15 protein-coding genes are annotated in these 17735 nt (G+C 39.6%); 12 read left to right on the forward strand and 3 right to left on the reverse strand.

Features of this window, described 5'->3' with window-relative positions; genetic code table 11:
* Positions 1-28: 28 nt before the first annotated feature.
* The 12 genes from murC to I2I13_RS04420 all read left to right on the forward strand — a co-directional run bounded on the left by murC (position 29) and on the right by I2I13_RS04420 (position 14137).
* Positions 29-1405: a UDP-N-acetylmuramate--L-alanine ligase gene (gene murC / locus I2I13_RS04365; protein WP_074558441.1), complete on the forward strand. Its 1377-nt coding sequence runs from the start codon at positions 29-31 to the stop codon at positions 1403-1405.
* Positions 1406-1479: 74 nt separating this feature from the next.
* Positions 1480-2217: a cell division protein FtsQ/DivIB gene (locus I2I13_RS04370; RefSeq protein ID WP_004298212.1), complete on the forward strand. Its 738-nt coding sequence runs from the start codon at positions 1480-1482 to the stop codon at positions 2215-2217.
* A 92-nt stretch (positions 2218-2309) separates the two neighbouring features.
* Positions 2310-3755, forward strand: coding sequence for a cell division protein FtsA (ftsA, locus tag I2I13_RS04375; protein ID WP_195648903.1), 1446 nt, complete (start codon positions 2310-2312; stop codon positions 3753-3755).
* A 57-nt stretch (positions 3756-3812) separates the two neighbouring features.
* Positions 3813-5123, forward strand: a complete 1311-nt coding sequence (ftsZ, locus tag I2I13_RS04380; RefSeq protein ID WP_004307359.1) for a cell division protein FtsZ — start codon at positions 3813-3815, stop codon at positions 5121-5123.
* 85 nt (positions 5124-5208) lie between these two features.
* Complete coding sequence (locus I2I13_RS04385; protein WP_195648904.1) at positions 5209-5658, forward strand: GatB/YqeY domain-containing protein; 450 nt, start codon at positions 5209-5211, stop codon at positions 5656-5658.
* Between the two features lie 593 nt (positions 5659-6251).
* On the forward strand, positions 6252-7943 hold the full coding sequence (locus tag I2I13_RS04390; RefSeq protein ID WP_195648973.1) for a lipopolysaccharide assembly protein LapB: 1692 nt from the start codon (positions 6252-6254) through the stop codon (positions 7941-7943).
* Between the two features lie 160 nt (positions 7944-8103).
* The gene (locus tag I2I13_RS04395; RefSeq protein WP_032852698.1) at positions 8104-8481 is read left to right on the forward strand and encodes a DUF3244 domain-containing protein; all 378 of its coding nucleotides are present in this window, start codon (positions 8104-8106) and stop codon (positions 8479-8481) included.
* 55 nt (positions 8482-8536) lie between these two features.
* The gene (locus I2I13_RS04400; protein ID WP_195648905.1) at positions 8537-9871 is read left to right on the forward strand and encodes a hypothetical protein; all 1335 of its coding nucleotides are present in this window, start codon (positions 8537-8539) and stop codon (positions 9869-9871) included.
* A gap of 12 nt (positions 9872-9883) precedes the next feature.
* Positions 9884-11533 (forward strand): MAC/perforin domain-containing protein, encoded by a 1650-nt coding sequence (locus I2I13_RS04405; protein WP_195648906.1) that lies wholly within the window; start codon positions 9884-9886, stop codon positions 11531-11533.
* Positions 11534-11627: 94 nt separating this feature from the next.
* Positions 11628-12737, forward strand: coding sequence for a hypothetical protein (locus I2I13_RS04410; protein WP_008649209.1), 1110 nt, complete (start codon positions 11628-11630; stop codon positions 12735-12737).
* Positions 12738-12791: 54 nt separating this feature from the next.
* A complete protein-coding gene (locus I2I13_RS04415) occupies positions 12792-13379 on the forward strand; it encodes an immunoglobulin-like domain-containing protein (protein WP_195648907.1) in 588 nt (195 codons plus the stop codon).
* 32 nt (positions 13380-13411) lie between these two features.
* Entirely contained in the window at positions 13412-14137 is a 726-nt protein-coding gene (locus tag I2I13_RS04420; RefSeq protein WP_195648908.1) for a DUF5036 family protein, read from the forward strand.
* A gap of 360 nt (positions 14138-14497) precedes the next feature.
* Here I2I13_RS04420 and I2I13_RS04425 read toward each other — a convergent pair whose 3' ends face one another.
* The 3 genes from I2I13_RS04425 to recO form a co-directional block, all read right to left on the reverse strand.
* Positions 14498-15724 (reverse strand): acyloxyacyl hydrolase, encoded by a 1227-nt coding sequence (locus tag I2I13_RS04425; protein ID WP_195648909.1) that lies wholly within the window; start codon positions 15722-15724, stop codon positions 14498-14500.
* A 7-nt stretch (positions 15725-15731) separates the two neighbouring features.
* The gene (locus tag I2I13_RS04430; RefSeq protein ID WP_195648910.1) at positions 15732-16685 is read right to left on the reverse strand and encodes a hypothetical protein; all 954 of its coding nucleotides are present in this window, start codon (positions 16683-16685) and stop codon (positions 15732-15734) included.
* A gap of 185 nt (positions 16686-16870) precedes the next feature.
* Positions 16871-17599 (reverse strand): DNA repair protein RecO, encoded by a 729-nt coding sequence (recO, locus tag I2I13_RS04435; RefSeq protein WP_004298226.1) that lies wholly within the window; start codon positions 17597-17599, stop codon positions 16871-16873.
* Positions 17600-17735 lie beyond the last annotated feature (136 nt).

Genomic DNA, 17735 nt, shown 5'->3' on the forward strand with positions numbered 1-17735 from the left:
CGTGCCTAAAATAAAAAAATAAAAAGAAATGAATATAGAAACGATAAAATCAGTCTATTTCGTAGGTGCCGGCGGCATCGGTATGAGTGCACTTGTACGCTACTTCCTTTTCAAAGGAAAGGTAGTGGCCGGATATGACCGCACTCCTACTCCATTGACTGAAACGCTGATTGCCGAAGGCGCACAAATACATTATGAAGAAAACGTCGACCTGATTCCCGAAGCCTGCAAAGACAAGGAAAGTACGTTAGTCATATACACTCCGGCCGTTCCGCAGGAACACGAAGAACTCGTTTATTTCCGTAACAACGGATTCGAAATACAGAAACGCGCCCAAGTATTGGGAACAATTACCCACTCGAGCAAAGGTCTGTGTGTGGCAGGCACTCACGGGAAAACAACCACATCGACTATGACAGCTCATCTGTTCCACCAGTCGCACGTGGAATGTACCGCTTTTCTCGGAGGAATCTCAAAGAATTACGGCACCAACCTGCTGCTCTCTCAAGCAAGCCCTTACACAGTGATTGAAGCGGATGAATTCGACCGTTCTTTCCACTGGCTGTCGCCTTATATGTCGGTAATCACGTCTACTGACCCCGATCATCTGGACATCTACGGAACAGAGCAAGCCTACCTGGAAAGTTTCGAACATTACACCACGCTAATCCAACCGGGTGGCGCACTGATTATCCGCAAAGGCATCTCCCTGCAACCCAAAGTGCAGCCGGGCGTTCGTGTCTACACTTACTCACGTGACGAAGGCGACTTCCATGCAGAAAACATCCGCATCGGAAACGGAGAGATATTCATCGACTTTGTTGCTCCGGACACCCGTATCAACGACATCCAACTGGGAATTCCGGTAAGTATCAACATAGAAAATGGCGTAGCCGCCATGGCATTGGCACACCTCAACGGGGTGACCGATGAAGAGATAAAAAGAGGTATGGCAAGTTTCCGCGGAGTAGACCGCCGGTTCGACTTCAAACTCAAGAACGACCGGATTGTCTTTCTAAGTGACTACGCACACCATCCCTCTGAAATCAAACAGAGCGTGCTGTCTATGCGCGAACTTTACAAGGACAAGAAGATCACAGCCATCTTCCAGCCTCATCTCTATACCCGTACCCGCGACTTCTATCAGGACTTTGCCGATAGCCTGTCGCTACTCGACGAGGTGATTCTGGTAGACATCTACCCGGCACGTGAAGCACCAATCCCGGGCGTCACCAGCAAACTGATTTATGATAATCTCCGTCCGGGTATCGAAAAAAGTATGTGCAAAAAGGAAGAGATACTGAACATTCTGAAAGATAAAAACATTGAAGTATTAATAACTTTAGGAGCCGGAGACATCGACAACTATGTCCCCGAAATAAAGGAACTATTAGAAAAAAGATAAATAAATGAATAATCATCCGGCAGCCTGTCCGAAACAGTGCAAGCATTTTAATTTTTAATCTTTAATTTTTGATTATGATTAAAAGAATCCTTCTATCCATCGTCATGCTGGTGCTCATAGCCTACCTTGCCGTAGCTATCACCGCTTTCAACCGCAAGCCTGCCGACCAGACCTGCCGTGACATGGAATTGGTTATCAAGGATACCGCATACGCCGGCTTCATCACCAAAGAAGAGCTGAAAGGTATCCTTCAGCAGAAAGGGATCTATCCCATCGGGAAGAAGATGGAACGCATCTCCACCAAGTCACTGGAACGGGAACTAAGCAAACATCCGTTGATTGACGAAGCCGAATGCTACAAAACACCCAGTGGCAAAGTGTGCGTGGAAGTGACACAGCGTATTCCTATCCTTCGCGTCATGAGTGCCAACGGCCAAAACTACTACCTTGACAACAAAGGAACTATCATGCCACCGGAAGCAAAATGTGTCGCTCATCGGGTAATTGTCACCGGAAACGTAGAAAAGTCGTTTGCAATGAAGGATTTATATAAGTTTGGTGTATTTTTGCATAATAATAAATTCTGGGACGCCCAGATAGAGCAGATCCATGTGTTGCCCGACCAGAATATCGAATTGGTGCCGCGTGTGGGAGATCATCTGGTCTATCTTGGAAAACTGGAGAATTTTGAAGATAAACTGGCACGTTTGAAGGAGTTCTACAAAAAAGGACTCAACCGGGTAGGCTGGAACAAATATTCACGTATCAACCTCGAATTCAGCAACCAGATTATCTGCACAAAACGAGAGTAGATGATAAATGATAGGTGATAGATGATAGGTGATGAGTGAATAGTCTTTTTTCAATCGTAAATTGTAAATCGTAAAATCGTAAATAAATATATATGGCAACAACAGAATTTATCGCCGCTATTGAACTTGGTTCATCGAAGATAACCGGTGTGGCCGGAAGAAAGAACAGTGACGGAAGCATGCAGGTATTAGCGTATGCCCAGGAAGACTCTTCTACGTTCATTCGTAAAGGAGTAATCTTTAATCTGGACAAGACAGCGCAAAGCCTGACTTCAATCATCAACAGACTGGAAGGTGAGTTGAAAAACTCAATAGCCAAGGTATATGTAGGCATCGGCGGACAATCACTCCGCACCGTCCGCAATGTAGTAAGCCGCGACCTGGAGGAAGAAGCTATCATATCCGAAGAGCTTGTAAGCGCTATCGGTGATGAGAACATTGCCATCCCGGTGGTCGATATGGATATATTGGACGTAGCTCCACAAGAATATAAGGTGGGCAATAACCTGCAAGCCAATCCGGTAGGTCTGGTAGGAAGCCACATCGAAGGACGTTTCCTCAATATCGTTGCCCGTGCTTCCGTACGTAAGAACCTGGAGCACTGTTTCCAACAGGCTAAAATTGATATTGCCGACCAACTGATCGCTCCGTTAGTAACCGCAAATGCCGTACTGACAGAAAGCGAACGCCGTTCGGGTTGTGCACTGATCGACTTCGGAGCAGACACAACTACCATCTCTGTATATAAGAATAACATTCTCCGCTTCCTGACTGTATTGCCTTTGGGAGGCAACAGCATCACGCGTGACATCACCACCCTGCAAATGGAGGAGGAAGAAGCCGAACGCCTGAAAAAAGCCTACGGTGACGCCCTCTATGAAGAGGACCCCGAACAGGAAGAAGCAACCTGCAAACTGGATGATGACAACCGTATCATCAAAGTGGCGGATCTTAACAATATCATCGAAGCCCGTGCCGAGGAAATCGTTGCCAACGTATGGAACCAGATACAACTATCGAGCTACGAGGACAAACTGCTGGCAGGAATCATCCTGACAGGAGGAGCCGCCAACCTGAAGAATCTGGACGAAACCTTGCGCAAACGCAGCAAGATAGAAAAGATACGGATGGCGAAACTCCCACGCAATACGGTTCATGCGCCCAGCAACATACTGAAGAAAGACGGTTCGCAGAACACTTTGTTCGGACTCCTGTTTGAAGGTAACCAGAACTGCTGCCTGACCGAAACTGCTCCACAAGCTCCTGCACCATCAGTCTCCAAACCGGAGCCGGAAGTGCATACAGTAGATATGTTTGAGGACGATCAGGAACTGAAAGAACAGGCCCGCATCGCCCGTCTCAAGAAAGAGGAAGAAGAGCGGGAAGCCAAGTTAGCCGCCAAAGAAGCGGAAAAACTTCGCAAGCAAAAGGAAAAGGAAGAGAAAGAAAGACGGAAAAGAGAAGCGGGTCCGAGCTGGATTCAACGCAAGATCGATTCGTTGACGAAAGAAATCTTCTCCGACGACGATATGAAGTAACCTTCAGCAGCTTGTTAATCAATATTCATAATTCGTAATTCATAATTCAATCAAGATATGGACGAGATAGTACAATTCGATTTCCCGACAGATTCACCGAAGATCATCAAAGTGATTGGTGTAGGTGGTGGTGGTGGTAACGCTGTAAACCACATGTACCGGGAAGGCATCCATGATGTAACGTTCGTTCTTTGTAACACGGACAACCAGGCACTAGCCGAATCACCTGTCCCGGTGAAACTGCAACTGGGTCGTAGCATCACGCAAGGGCTTGGAGCCGGCAACCGTCCCGAACGGGCACGCGACGCCGCCGAAGAAAGTATAGAAGATATCAGAAACCAGCTGAACGACGGCACCAAAATGGTATTCATCACCGCCGGAATGGGAGGAGGAACCGGAACGGGAGCTGCCCCGGTCATCGCCCGCATTGCGAAGGAAATGGATATTCTGACTGTCGGTATCGTCACCATTCCCTTTATCTTCGAAGGAGAAAAGAAAATTATCCAGGCATTGGACGGTGTTGAACGTATCGCCCAGCACGTTGACGCCCTACTGGTTATCAACAACGAACGCCTGCGTGAAATATACGCCGACCTTACTTTTATGAACGCCTTCGGCAAAGCCGATGATACTCTTTCCATTGCTGCCAAGAGCATTGCCGAGATTATCACCATGCGGGGTACGGTCAACCTTGACTTCGCTGATGTGAAAACCATCCTGAAAGATGGTGGAGTAGCAATCATGAGTACCGGATTCGGTGAAGGAGAAAATCGTGTGACGAAAGCAATCGACGATGCCCTGCATTCTCCGTTGCTCAACAACAATGATATCTTCAATGCCAAGAAAGTAATGTTGAACGTATCTTTCTGCCCGTCGTCCGAACTGATGATGGAGGAAATGAACGAGATACACGAGTTCATGAGCAAATTCCGCGAAGGGGTGGAAGTGATTTGGGGTGTTGCCATCGACAACTCACTGGAAACAAGAGTAAAAATCACCGTATTGGCAACCGGATTCGGTGTGGAAGACGTTCCCGGAATGGACAGCCTGCACGCTGCACGCAGCCAGGAAGAGGAAGAACGCCAACTGCAACTGGAAGAGGAAAAAGAAAAGAACAAGGAACGTATCCGCAAGGCATACGGCGAAAGTGCCAGCAACATCGGAAGCAAGAGCCTCCGCAAACGCCGCCACATCTATCTTTTCAACACGGAAGATCTGGACAACGACGACATCATCGCCATGGTAGAAGATTCTCCCACCTATATGCGTGACAAGACTACTCTTACCAAAATCCGGACGAAAGCCGCTCTGGAAGAGGAAGTAGCCACGGAAGAAGCTACAGATGACAACGGTGTGATTACGTTCTAAACAAAGAACTAAGAACGAAAATTATAAACTCGCAAAATCAGGCTTCAGATCTAATTTTTAATCTTTAATTTTTAATTACAATAGTATGGATTTATTCGATCAAGTCAGCGAAGACATTAAAACCGCAATGAAGGCGAAAGACAAAGTAGCCCTTGAAACTTTGAGAAATATAAAGAAGTTCTTCCTCGAAGCTAAAACAGCCCCGGGAGCTAACGATATATTGACAGATGATGCTGCTCTGAAGATTATCCAGAAACTGGTGAAACAAGGAAAAGATGCTGCTGAAATCTATATCGGACAAGGTCGTCAGGATTTGGCGGACGTAGAATTAGGCCAGGTAGCCGTTATGGAGAAATACCTGCCGAAACAAATGACCGCTGAAGAACTGGAAGCTGCCTTAAAGGAAATTATTGCTGAAACAGGTGCAACAAGCGGTAAAGATATGGGTAAAGTAATGGGAGTTGCCTCCAAGAAGTTAGCAGGTCTTGCAGAAGGACGTGCCATTTCTGCAAAAGTGAAAGAGCTTTTGGGATAACTTCCGGAACTTTCACGATACCGTTGCAGATGTGTGCAAGATGTTTTATCTTACACACATCTGCAACTTTCTTTAAATACGGCATTCACCACCTTCACCACTCTGAAACATCGATGAATAAAGGGATTCCGGGTGAAGGTCTACCTTTCACATAAGTTTCACCCGATTCACCGCATTTTTTGCAAGATTAAAATAAACAGCCTTATGGTTTTCTCATAGTCAAATACCATCCCTTTCCTCTTCTTGGTTCAAGATAAGCATTCGTTCTGATTGTCCCATATATTGTGGGAAAGTATTCCTATATATTCAGGGAATTTGTTCCCACAAAATAAGGGAATACTTTCCCTATTAACTGGGAATCTTTTCCCACAACATATGGGACAAAGGAAATATATAATGAAAGCCAAGCGGAGGATAAGTTTAATCCATTTCCGTACTGAAAGAAAAGAGGTGAAAGCTATATTTGAAATAAAGTTCATGTATGAGACGAACATTAATAATCTTCATCCCTCAAATTAAAATAATCTCCTATCAAAAGACACGAAATAAAGAAAATGATTATTTTTGCAACAAAACTGAACCGCGACAGACAAATGAAAAACAGCATTGGCATAATTATAATATCCATATTAGTACTATCAGGATGCAACAAACAATCCATGTCCGACAGTCTATTAAATGAAGTGGAAAAAGTCATTGCTGTTAATCCAGACAGTGCATCCAATCTACTAAAAAGCATATCATCTCCTGAAAAACTAGACGACAAAACTTTTGCACGCTGGTGTATGTTATCAGGTAAAATTACAGACGAAATTTTTTATAGCATCCTACCAACTTACCAATTAGAAAGAGCTTATGACTGGTATTCCTCGCATGGTAGTCCTGACGAACAAGTGCAAATCTTGATTTATTTAGGTCGATCCTTTTTTGCAGATGGAGATTATGATAAAGCAATGTCAATATATACTAATGCTTTGGATATTGCAGATAAGAATAAGCTCAATAATCTCACCGGATACATCTATAGCTATATAGGCGATTTGTATAAAGAGAGATTCATGTTCACAGAAGCAATTAAAAGATATGAGACTGCTGCCGAATGCTTCAAAAAAGAAAAGAATATAGATAGTTATGCTTGTGCATTAAGAGATATTGGACGTGAATATGCACAAATGGATTCATTATCACATGCTCTAAATATTCTAACTATAGCTGATTCTGTAGCTGCTAATACTAGTAATATTAACGTTACTGCATCAATAAGTAATGCCTTAGGAAATATCTATTCCATGCAGGACAAATACGATAAAGCTGAAAAGTTCTTTCTCAAAGCATTGGCTGGAAAAAATAAAATGCCTAATTATATTGCGTTGATAGACCTATACACTGCATCTGACTCTATAGATAAAGCTAAAAGATTATTATTTAGCATACCAAAAGATAATCCAGAATATACATGCAGCATTAAATTTTTATATTATCAAATCTACAATGCAGAGAAAAATTATATAGATGCTCTTACTAACTTAGAAGAATATGTTAACATGTTAGATTCTATTGTATATGCCGACAACCAATCCAGGATATTAAATATAGAGTCAAAATATAATCACCTAAAAAACAGTCAAGAAATAGATAAATTAAAGATTAAGCAACAAGGCTACATTATAGTTTCAGTTATCTGCATAGCCTCCTTATTATTGATAATAATAGGGTATCTCCTATATCGCAAAAAAGCGAAAGAAAAAATCCAAAGACAACAAGATGAATTAAATCAAATAAAAACAGATTTGCTCTATGTTTCTTTAGAATTGGAAAAGAAAAAAAGATTGCTAGATACATTTAAAGAAAAAAATGAAAACTATAATAAAATGCAAGAAGAAATAAGTCTTCTGACTGCTAATTACAAGGAATTACAAAATAAATCTCTAGAGAACTCACCTCTATTCAAAGAATTAACATACCAAGCCAACCAAAATAAACCAAGAAATGATAAGCCATTAATAACAGAAAAACAATGGAAACTCATCTCAGATGAAATAACACATATCTATCCAAGTCTCCATAAATACATATATAGTCTATGCCCAGATCTATCAGAACAAGACTTTCTATATTGCTGTCTTTACATGTATGGGTTCGACACTAACACTGAAGCAAAATTATTAAATATAACAGTCGACTCAGTAAGAAAAAAACGCCTCAGACTTAGAAGAAAACTAGATATAACATTAACAGATAATAATTCTACATTATATGAATATTTAATCGAAAATATGCACTAATAATCATGTTTTCTAAAAAAATAATCTACAGCATAAGATAATGTCCACGTAAAATTCCATAAATAACTGATTATCAATATCTGTTTGTCCACGTTCAAAAATGCACTTTACTTGCTTCCCCCCTCATCTCTCCGTAAATTTGCAAAAAACAATTAAAGATATGAGGAAACTAAGTATTGTACTATTATTAATTAGTATTTCATTCATGACAATGAAAGCTAACAATCTATCAGAGCATAGAACTAAGAGTTTAGTTCTCAAAAGATGGGATTACCCACAAAAAACACCTATTTCTATTCCCTTAGAAGCCATTCTCGACGAAAACTCTATTGAAATTCATTTCCTTGAAAACGTAGACAAACAGATCATCATCCAAGTAAAAGATCAGCAGGAAAATATCATCCTCCAAGATGTGATATTAACTCCTAATGAGCAAAAGACTTATAAAATTGATTTAAAAGGCTACAAAGCCGGTCATTATAAGCTTCTTTATATAGAAGAAGACATGACTTTAGTTGGAGAGTTTGAAATTGAATAATCAACGATAAATAATAAAAACATCATACTTTATAAACTCTATAAAACTAATAATTATGGGAAACATTTTCAAATTCTTATTAGTGGTGTCTTGCATCACATTGTTATTATGCTCTTGCGAAAGTGAGATTGAAAATGAGATTCAGTCATCTACAGAAAAACTGAACTTATCAAGATTGGAATCGGACAGCCTTCAATTAGGAAGTTATGAATTGTCTAAAATGACAGATGAGCTAAAAGCGTTAAAGGAAAGGATGGATGAACTAAAGAAAACGAAGACACGATCAGTAGCTTCAAGTAACTATAGCCAATATTTTTCTGAAAACATGTGGGCTATTAGAGAGTTACCCTTCACACTTAGCACTGGAGGTGGATATTTATCATGCACTGGTTGGGGACAGAGAGTGACTTATGAGGGATATAATCCTGGCTCTTATGGTAAATTCTATGTCCAAATTCCCTCATCAATTACCGGCATACCCTATTTAATTTATTCAAACTACTCGAAAACTCGTCTAGCTGTAGGACATTACACTAGTAATCCAGAATCAAAAATATTACTTGCAATGAACAGTAATTCTACTACAGGAGCCATGGATTCTTGGGACATTATACCTGCTACTAATAATCCAGGAACTTATGTCCTCCAAAATGAATTATATATTGGCCAAGGAAGTAGTGGTTCATGGTGGGATGTATTCAATTATGTGGTAGATATACAAGCTAATAATGTTGGTTTCAGCCAATATACACAAAGAACCCAACAGGAATTTACTATCACTCCTGATGCTGTATTCACACTGAAAAGCCTGGAATTTATCAATCCATATTCCGCAACTGTGACCCAAAGGGACAATGTCTCTATCAAACGAGCCATAACAAACTCTTCATCCCAATTTATACGAGAAAACCTCGTATTTGAAAAGACTGTACAAGAGGACTCCTATTTTAAAGAAGAAAAGGGAATAGCATTTAAGGTTCCAGCCTCAGATACGCTATTTGCACGACCTACAGTTACATTAGGCGAAATAGATCTTGTTCCTAATGCAAGTATACCAACTGATACAAAATACCAGCCCAATGTACGCAGAGTATTAGAAAATACATTAAAACATATAGAACCCGTCAAAGTTTCGCCACGTACAAAACTTACAGTGACCTATTATTTTAAAGAATATGATGTATCAGTAGACTATGTAGCCACAATTGAATATAAAGAAGACGGTAAAGATGCTAGAATAGCCAAATTGCCAGGACGTTGGAGCGGAAGGATTCATGTAGATGAAATATCTGATGTTGATTTTGAAGAGACAAACTTGGATACTCAACAAAGTGTAAAAGGAAAAGTGAACATCAGAAATGCAAGCCAATCATCACCAATCATATTTTAAAAATATACCTATATGAGAAAATCTACTATATTTTCATTTATCATACTGTTTGCAATAGCATCATGTAACAATGAAGACGAAATAAGTTATGCTGATTCGCTAAACAATCAGGATGATTCAACATCAGAAATCATCTTGCAAGAACGTGACCCAAACCTACCAAAAGTTTGGTCTAAAAAAATAGCACCCAGACCCAGTACTAGGGCATCATTTACCGATGCTACAGATTTTCTTGGAAATTCTTATGCCATAGAAAACGGAACATCAATTATCGGGGACTTTTCAAATGCGAGATTTCCAATTGTTAATATGGAAAAGCTACTTGAAAGATATCCTTCATACAGAGTTGCTAAAGAGTTGAGGACAACCTCAACAGAAGCTATGTCATACTCTAGCTTTGAACGCTTAGAAACTACTTCATCGTTTACTAAAACAGTCAAATCAGGATTCTCACTAAATGTTGGTCCGTTCACATTTGGAAGAACGAAAACTGTAACCGATATTTTCAAGCATAATACCAATGATTCCGAACAAGCAGTACATGGAGAGCTTAGTGTTGAGGTCGTCAATACAATGATATCTCTACAAACCGCTCCTAGTGCATTGAAAAGAATTTCAGCAGATTATTTAGACGAATTATTTGTGGATGCCCTTTATAATTCATCAATGGTTGAATTAATGCAAAGCTATGGAGAGTTTGTCTTAACATCTTACTACACAGGCGGACGAGCATCGGCTTTATACTATGGCCTTGACAAGCAAAGTACAGATTTCAAAAGTAAAGAACGTGATATGGATAAATCAATAAATGCGTCCTACTCATGGGATAAAAACTCTGCGTCAGGAGATTTCTCTATTGGAACAAAAGATGGCAATTCTTCCACAGCAAACGAATCTTTTTCAGAACTGCGCGTCTCTATTAAAACATTGGGTGGAGCCTATGGATATAATGTTGCAACACCTCCTTATGACGTTAAAAACACTTCCATTAATTTAACAAGTTGGCTTCAATCATTAAACGATTCAAGAACACATACAATGATTGACATTCAAGATGGCGGACTTTATCCCATATCGGATTTTATTTTGGAAGAAAACTTTAAGCAAAGATATAACGACACCCACATGGATTTTCAGCACCAAGAACAACTTGAAGAACCGTATATAGAAATAATGAAAGTATACGTCCGCAAAAGTAGATCGGGAGAGAAATTATATGATATTGTACCCGTGCTAAGCACAAGACAAGGAGATAAGCTCATTTTCTCAAATTCAAGTGCAGCAAGTCAATCCGATGCAGAATTAAAAGCGAACAGTGTTGCCGCAACCTTTACCGAAAAAAGTAATGCTATAAAAAATGAAAAGAGCAAATATTATAAACTAGCTATCAAATCTAATCCGAATAAAGTAATAAATCCTATCCTACAAACCACATTATCATTTTCAATAAACGACGTAGACGAAGCTGGAATGTATAAGTTTAAAAATGCAAATACCAATATTTGGTATATCTACAATCCGACATCGTTATATTGTTTTGCATACTACGACGATGATTATATTCTTGATGCATACGGGATCTTAGACTGGGTAAACAGTATACCTGTAAAATCCGTTTCAATGACGACTTTATATCAACGATATAGAATATTCGGTTTGTAATGAAGAGCATTAATAGATATTCACCAATAAAAAAGACAATCCTTTTAAGGAAGAGGTAAAATACGTATCATTTATTAATTCAAATTATTCGCTTATGAAAAAATTATTATTACCTTTGACCATTCTGCTGTTTTTCGGATTAGTCATATCATCATGTTCTTCAGACGATATACTTCAAAGAGAAAACAACGAACAGCCAAACATTGTAAAAAGAAACAATGAGAAAGCTCGTGAGGCTGGCATAAGATTATTAGAATCATTTGGAATGACAAAAAGTCGTTCATTAAGTACTAGTGACTATCCGGACTATTATGGAGGAAGTTATATTAACGGGGATGGTAAACTTGTTGTTTTTCTTAAAGGAGAAATAGAAAGTACCAAAGCTACTCTTATAAGGTTAATAGGCGAGAATGATGTCATATATACGCAAGGCAATTATTCTTATACGGAGTTGAATAATATTCTAACCAAAATAACTTCATTTATTAGTAGTAATAAAGATTCTCAAATTGCTAAGAATATAAAATACTATTATCTAAATGATTTTGAGAATAATGTCGTGGTGGAACTTAACAGATTTAATGAAATGGAAATAAAAGAATTTAAATCAGAAGTAGTGAACTTTTCAGGAATTGTATTTAAACAATGCACTAGAAAATTTCAAGACCACTCATTATCGCCTGGAAGTTCTATAGGCACACCTAAAGGCACTGCGTCAATGGGCTATAGAGCTACTAGATTTAACACTGACGGTTTTGTTACCGCAGGACATGCTTATAACACAGGCGACCCGGCATATTATAATAATACACTAATCGGTAGTTGTGATCTTTCAATCCAAGGAGGTTCTGTTGATGCAGCATTCATTAGTATAACAAATTTCTCCCTCGTTCCCAATAATGGAAATCTTACCGGAGAAGAATATAATATTTGGGCAGGAGATAATGTAACCAAGTTAGGAGAGACTATAGCTCAATCTGAAGGTTATATTACGAGTACCAATGCAAATGTAAATGTCGGAGGAATAAGTTATACAGACATGGGAGAAGCTACATATTTGAGTGCTTCCGGTGATAGCGGAGGTCCAGTATATCTGACAAATAGTAAAAAAGTAATAGGCATACATAAAGGAAGCACAGCTTTTACATCTATATTTGTTAAGGTTGATAATATAGCATCAAAACTAAATGCTCATTTTAACTAATATTCATCAATGGATTGGATAAGTAACTTATCCAATCCATTTCATATTTAGCTTATGTTCAAATTAATATCTATTTTGATAACCAATGGAATTGTTTTATTCATGCTAATCAGTTGTCATAATAAAACAAGCAATTCAAGAAACACTATAAATCTTGAATATGAAAATAATGCCGACTCTCTAAATTCATATAAAATGGATATATCACATTTCATTCATTCCATCGAGCCAGGAGAAACGATTGTAGAAGAAAAACAAATGCAAGGGAAAGAATTGATCACAAGAAAAAATGAGAATATAAAAGTCTACTTTTTATTACAAGACTCTTGTTCAAAAGACGGATTCTTGAATACTGAAATTACAAATGATACAAATGATACCATTTTTTATATGAACGATCTCTTTTCATACTATAAGGAAAGTAATGATTCATGGCTTCCTCTCGTTTATCCAAGTAATTATGTAAAAAATGATATTGGATATTCAATACCTTCTCAAAAGAGCATCCAAATCAAGTTCTTTTTACCTCCTCAAAAAGAATACCCTAAGGGGAAATACAAACTACAATTGCTATTTCATAGCGCTTCGAAAGATACTTACTATTATATTAATAAATTTTTTCTAAGTAACGCATCCAAATAAGTTATTAATTAATCAATCCATTTTTTATTATTATGAATACGAAAAAAATTATTGGGATTTCTTTATTATCCCTTTGCATTACATTCTTCATGAGTTGTAGTGATGATGACACTCCAAATGATCCGGCAGACACCATCACACTCAATATGCTTAATGAGCACAATGGAAAAACTTATTTGGGCGAATCAGGAACTTATATCAATGAAGCTAATAACTTCGTCACATCTTCTAATTTCATTTCTGACGTAGGAAATGGCGCAGGAGTTGGAGCAAATATTCTACCCTCGCTAACCAACCTCACACACGAAGTAGCGGTTACGCCGGGGCATATTTATCAGATTTTTGATAAAAATACACTTATAGATTTTCCGTCAGGTAATCGTGCTATTCAAGTAGAAGCAAGTTATTACCAAGCCTATGTTGTATCTAAAATATTAAATAGCGACATGACTATCGGTGCAATTGTAAAATACATACCAATTGTCCCTGACAATAATGAACTGCCTGCATATAAGTATAATATTGGAAGCCTTCACTACATAGGTGAAACGGTTGAATTAGCATTACCCCCAAATATTGAGTTTTTCTTGAAAGAACATAGTGCAGGAAAAAAAGGATTAAATGTAACATCTGCCAATAACAAATTAAGAATAACCCTAACTAAAGCACCTGACATAGTCTACGGACCTTATGGAACATTCGACCTTTATATCCGTTCAAATAATGTCTTTACAGTCGTAGAAGTGAATGTGAAATAAGAGCTTTATTATCCAGTAGAACTAAGGGAAAAGGAGAGGAATAAACATCTCTTTAATTATTGGTATCTTCATACAGTTGTTCTGAAGAGCAGTCGTACGAACCTGAAAAGATTACCTCTTTAACCCTAATGTATGACGATAAAACAGAGAAATTCGGTTTTAAATTTGCTACAAAAATGTCATACGGATATATTCTACAGAGTGATAAAACATCAGAATATCAGCAACGATATCCTGACGCCGGTATCACAGAAGTAAAAGTGAATCATGTTTGGAAGGACAATGGAATAATCCAATTAGGAGGACTTACATTTTAATCAAATTGAAAAAGGAGGTTATTAACAAACGAAGATTGCCCTTTCATCGTTTGTCATGGAATCTATATCCAAGTCCCAGCATCAGATTGCTGGGGTCTTTAAACTTGCTCAACTGATATCCCACGTGCAAAAACAAATGCCGGGTGACATAAGTTTTGAGAGCCAGAATCTGGTAGAACCCTTTTGTATCATCCCCACTGTATATCAGGTTCCGACCGACGCCGACATTGATAGAGAAAACAGGCATCACCAGTTCTGCCCGAAGAGATAACCCCATGGCAAATTGCTTACGGAAAGGAGGACGATGAAACTTCAAATCACCCGAGTAGAACTCGCCCACTCTATACTCCTTAAGATTGGCACTCTCATCATATTGCGCATCTGCAGAAAGCCCTGCCCGAAAATAGTTATTGAAATTATACATCGGAGCGAAATTGATGCCCGCCACGCCGAACGAACCGGGAATCAGACTCGACACATCGTCTCCAATCAGTCCTCTTTTGCGGGTGGCTCCGTAAATCACCAAGTCATAGCTGACGTGAGGCTTTATAAAGAGCCGTCCGGGAGTGATGGAACCGGGCGCCTCATCCGCGCCCAAAGTACGTACGATGCCGACTCTTCCTCCAATAACATTAAGACCGCCATTAGGATAATGCGTGTTTCCATTGGAGAAATGGGTGAGATCTACGCCTGCCGCCAGTTTCCAATACCTGTGAACTTGCCAGTTCAGCAAAAAGCCGAGATTGATGTATGCATTGATCTTGGAGCCAACCAACACGTTTTGCGGATTGGATAGTTCGTCATATTTCTTCCAGCCAAAAGAAGCTCCGAAGTTCCATTCATAATCGAGCGATAGGCGGGGCAACAGTTGCGCGATACGTGACCCTTGAAAAGCGTATACCGACACCGGATTTCCCAATTCAACGGGACTAAAGAAGGTATGGTAGGAAACGCCAATACCCTGATAGGTATGAGGAAAGAGCCTGCCTAGATTGGATTCTTTGCCGAATCTGAAAGCGTACTTGAAATGGAAAGAAAGCGATTGGTCGATTTTCTTTTGTTGCGCATTGTCTCCTTGCAGAAAACTATGGGTGGAGACGATATAGCCCGGACGGATGTCAAAGCCGAGCTGATGGCGGATCAAGGGATGGCTGACGCTGTCGTTCCGTTGTCCGATGATTGTCTGGGCTTCCAGATTTACGTTGATTGCCGGATGTACCAGGAGGCAAAGGAGGCACAGCAACCGTATGGCGTTCCTATTTCTAATCATTGATATGCTAGTTATTGAAAGGGATATCCTTGTGTATTATGTTATATTTTACAGGCATTCTGCTTTGTAACGTGCCGGTTACGATTCGTTGTTTCTTGGATTTGGAGTGAGAAACATAGAGGGTATATCTGGTTTCCAGCCAGTCATACATCATCAATAAAGTGTAATATCGAGAAGTTCGGGGAGGAATTATGTCTTCTTTCTGTTCCGTATTGGAGGAAGGCAACATTTGTTGCTCAGAAATGAATGGCACCCGTTTGCCGTTCATCACTAAATATCCGTCTTTCATACTTGGTATTTCCACTGTCAGACCGGCTTCGCCCAGTAGCTGAAAAGCTTCGGGCACATCGCTTTTGAATCTCATAAAATGGTAAAAAGACTCGAAAGGAAAAAACGTGTATGTAGACGAAACATATGTTAAGTTATGAAAGGAGACACCTTCTTTTTTCTCTATCTTGTTTTCCGGATCGTAGGAATATGCATCCAAAGAATAAATAATACTGTCCATTACATATCTGTCTGCCGGAGAGATCTCGACGTGTATCTCCTGCCACTCATACTCGTTGCTTGCCGTGAGTTGAAATTGAAAAGGAGCGGAAAGGGCATTCTCGCCCACCGTTATCTTCACTTCTTCGGGATAAACACGTTCGATGGTGAAATCAATCATCTCCCCGACACACACAATCTTGCCTAATCCGTTCAGCAATGGACCTTGATCATTTGTTACCAGGCGATTGTCCGCATCATATACTTTATATTGAAAGGGAAAACCGGAAGCTGTATACATTGTTAACCAATCCCAATTGGCAGCTGCAAATTGAATAGTGGCAACATCCCCGTTCCCGTCCAACATCAGTTCGGAATCGGAAGGACGGAAGTCGTCGACAAACACGTCTCCGTTACAACCATAAAACTCCCCCAGGATGAGAAGACAGATTGTCAGGTATAGGAATCTTTTCATATTGTTTTCTCTCTTGTTCATGCTCTTTTATTCTCTACGGACAAAAGTAACATATATTTTCAGGAACAGCATACAAACCCACATTAAGAAGTGTTATTATCACCTGATTAATTACCATATACAGTGGCGGACGCTAAAACGGAGCTAAAACAATATATAGCAAGCAGATGGAGAGAAGTTACTAATTAATCAAACAGTTCTTTCAATACCTCCAGTGATTTCAATGCCGGAAAGTCCGGCAGATGCAAACGATAATAATCATTCATGATCGTCAGGCAGCGAGTACGCTCCGCACGGCTCATACCGAAAAGATGCATGGTCTCATAGTTCATGCGCATCAACTGACGGAGACGGGCGGCCTCTTCAGGATTGATATAAGAAGAATGTAGCTGGGGACGAATGGAAGTGAAACAGGCATTCAATAAATCGAAGTAATCGCCGGTATGATAATCTTCCAGATTCGGGTAAAGCCCCAGAAAACGCGAAAGACGCATCAGGAAAACCAGATGGAAATTGGCAAATCCCTCTCCACACTCGTCCAGCCAAATGATAGAATGTTGCAGATAGGCGAATAACGGACGGTTCTCCGCCTCCTCCCGGATAGCCCTGTAAAGAAACTCCGACAAGAAAAGTGCCATCGAAGACTTATACGGATCATAAGGTATGGAAGAAAATGGATAAAAGGATTTCGCTTCCTTCACACGATAGAGTGTTGCATTGGGCCGATAGTCGGCCTCGAACTCGATAAAAGACAACGGTTGGAAAAGTACGGATTTTACAGCCGCCTTCCGTGAACGGGGTACTGTTACAAGGAAAGAAGCCCTGCCGGACAACTCTGTATACATATCTACAATGATAGAAGTATCATTGTATTTTAATGTATGAAGAACTATTCCTTTCGTTTTTTGCAACATAACCAAATAACCTCGTTTCCAATCCGAAGCAAAACTACAAAAAATAGATAGTAATCAGAGAGTTTTTAAAGGCATTAACAACAAAAAAGATAACTACTTTTGTTATAGTCCCTGAATAACAAGTAAAGATAAACAA

It is taken from the genome of Bacteroides sp. D55t1_190419_B8 (assembly GCF_015558905.1).
Lineage (GTDB): Bacteria > Bacteroidota > Bacteroidia > Bacteroidales > Bacteroidaceae > Bacteroides > Bacteroides vicugnae.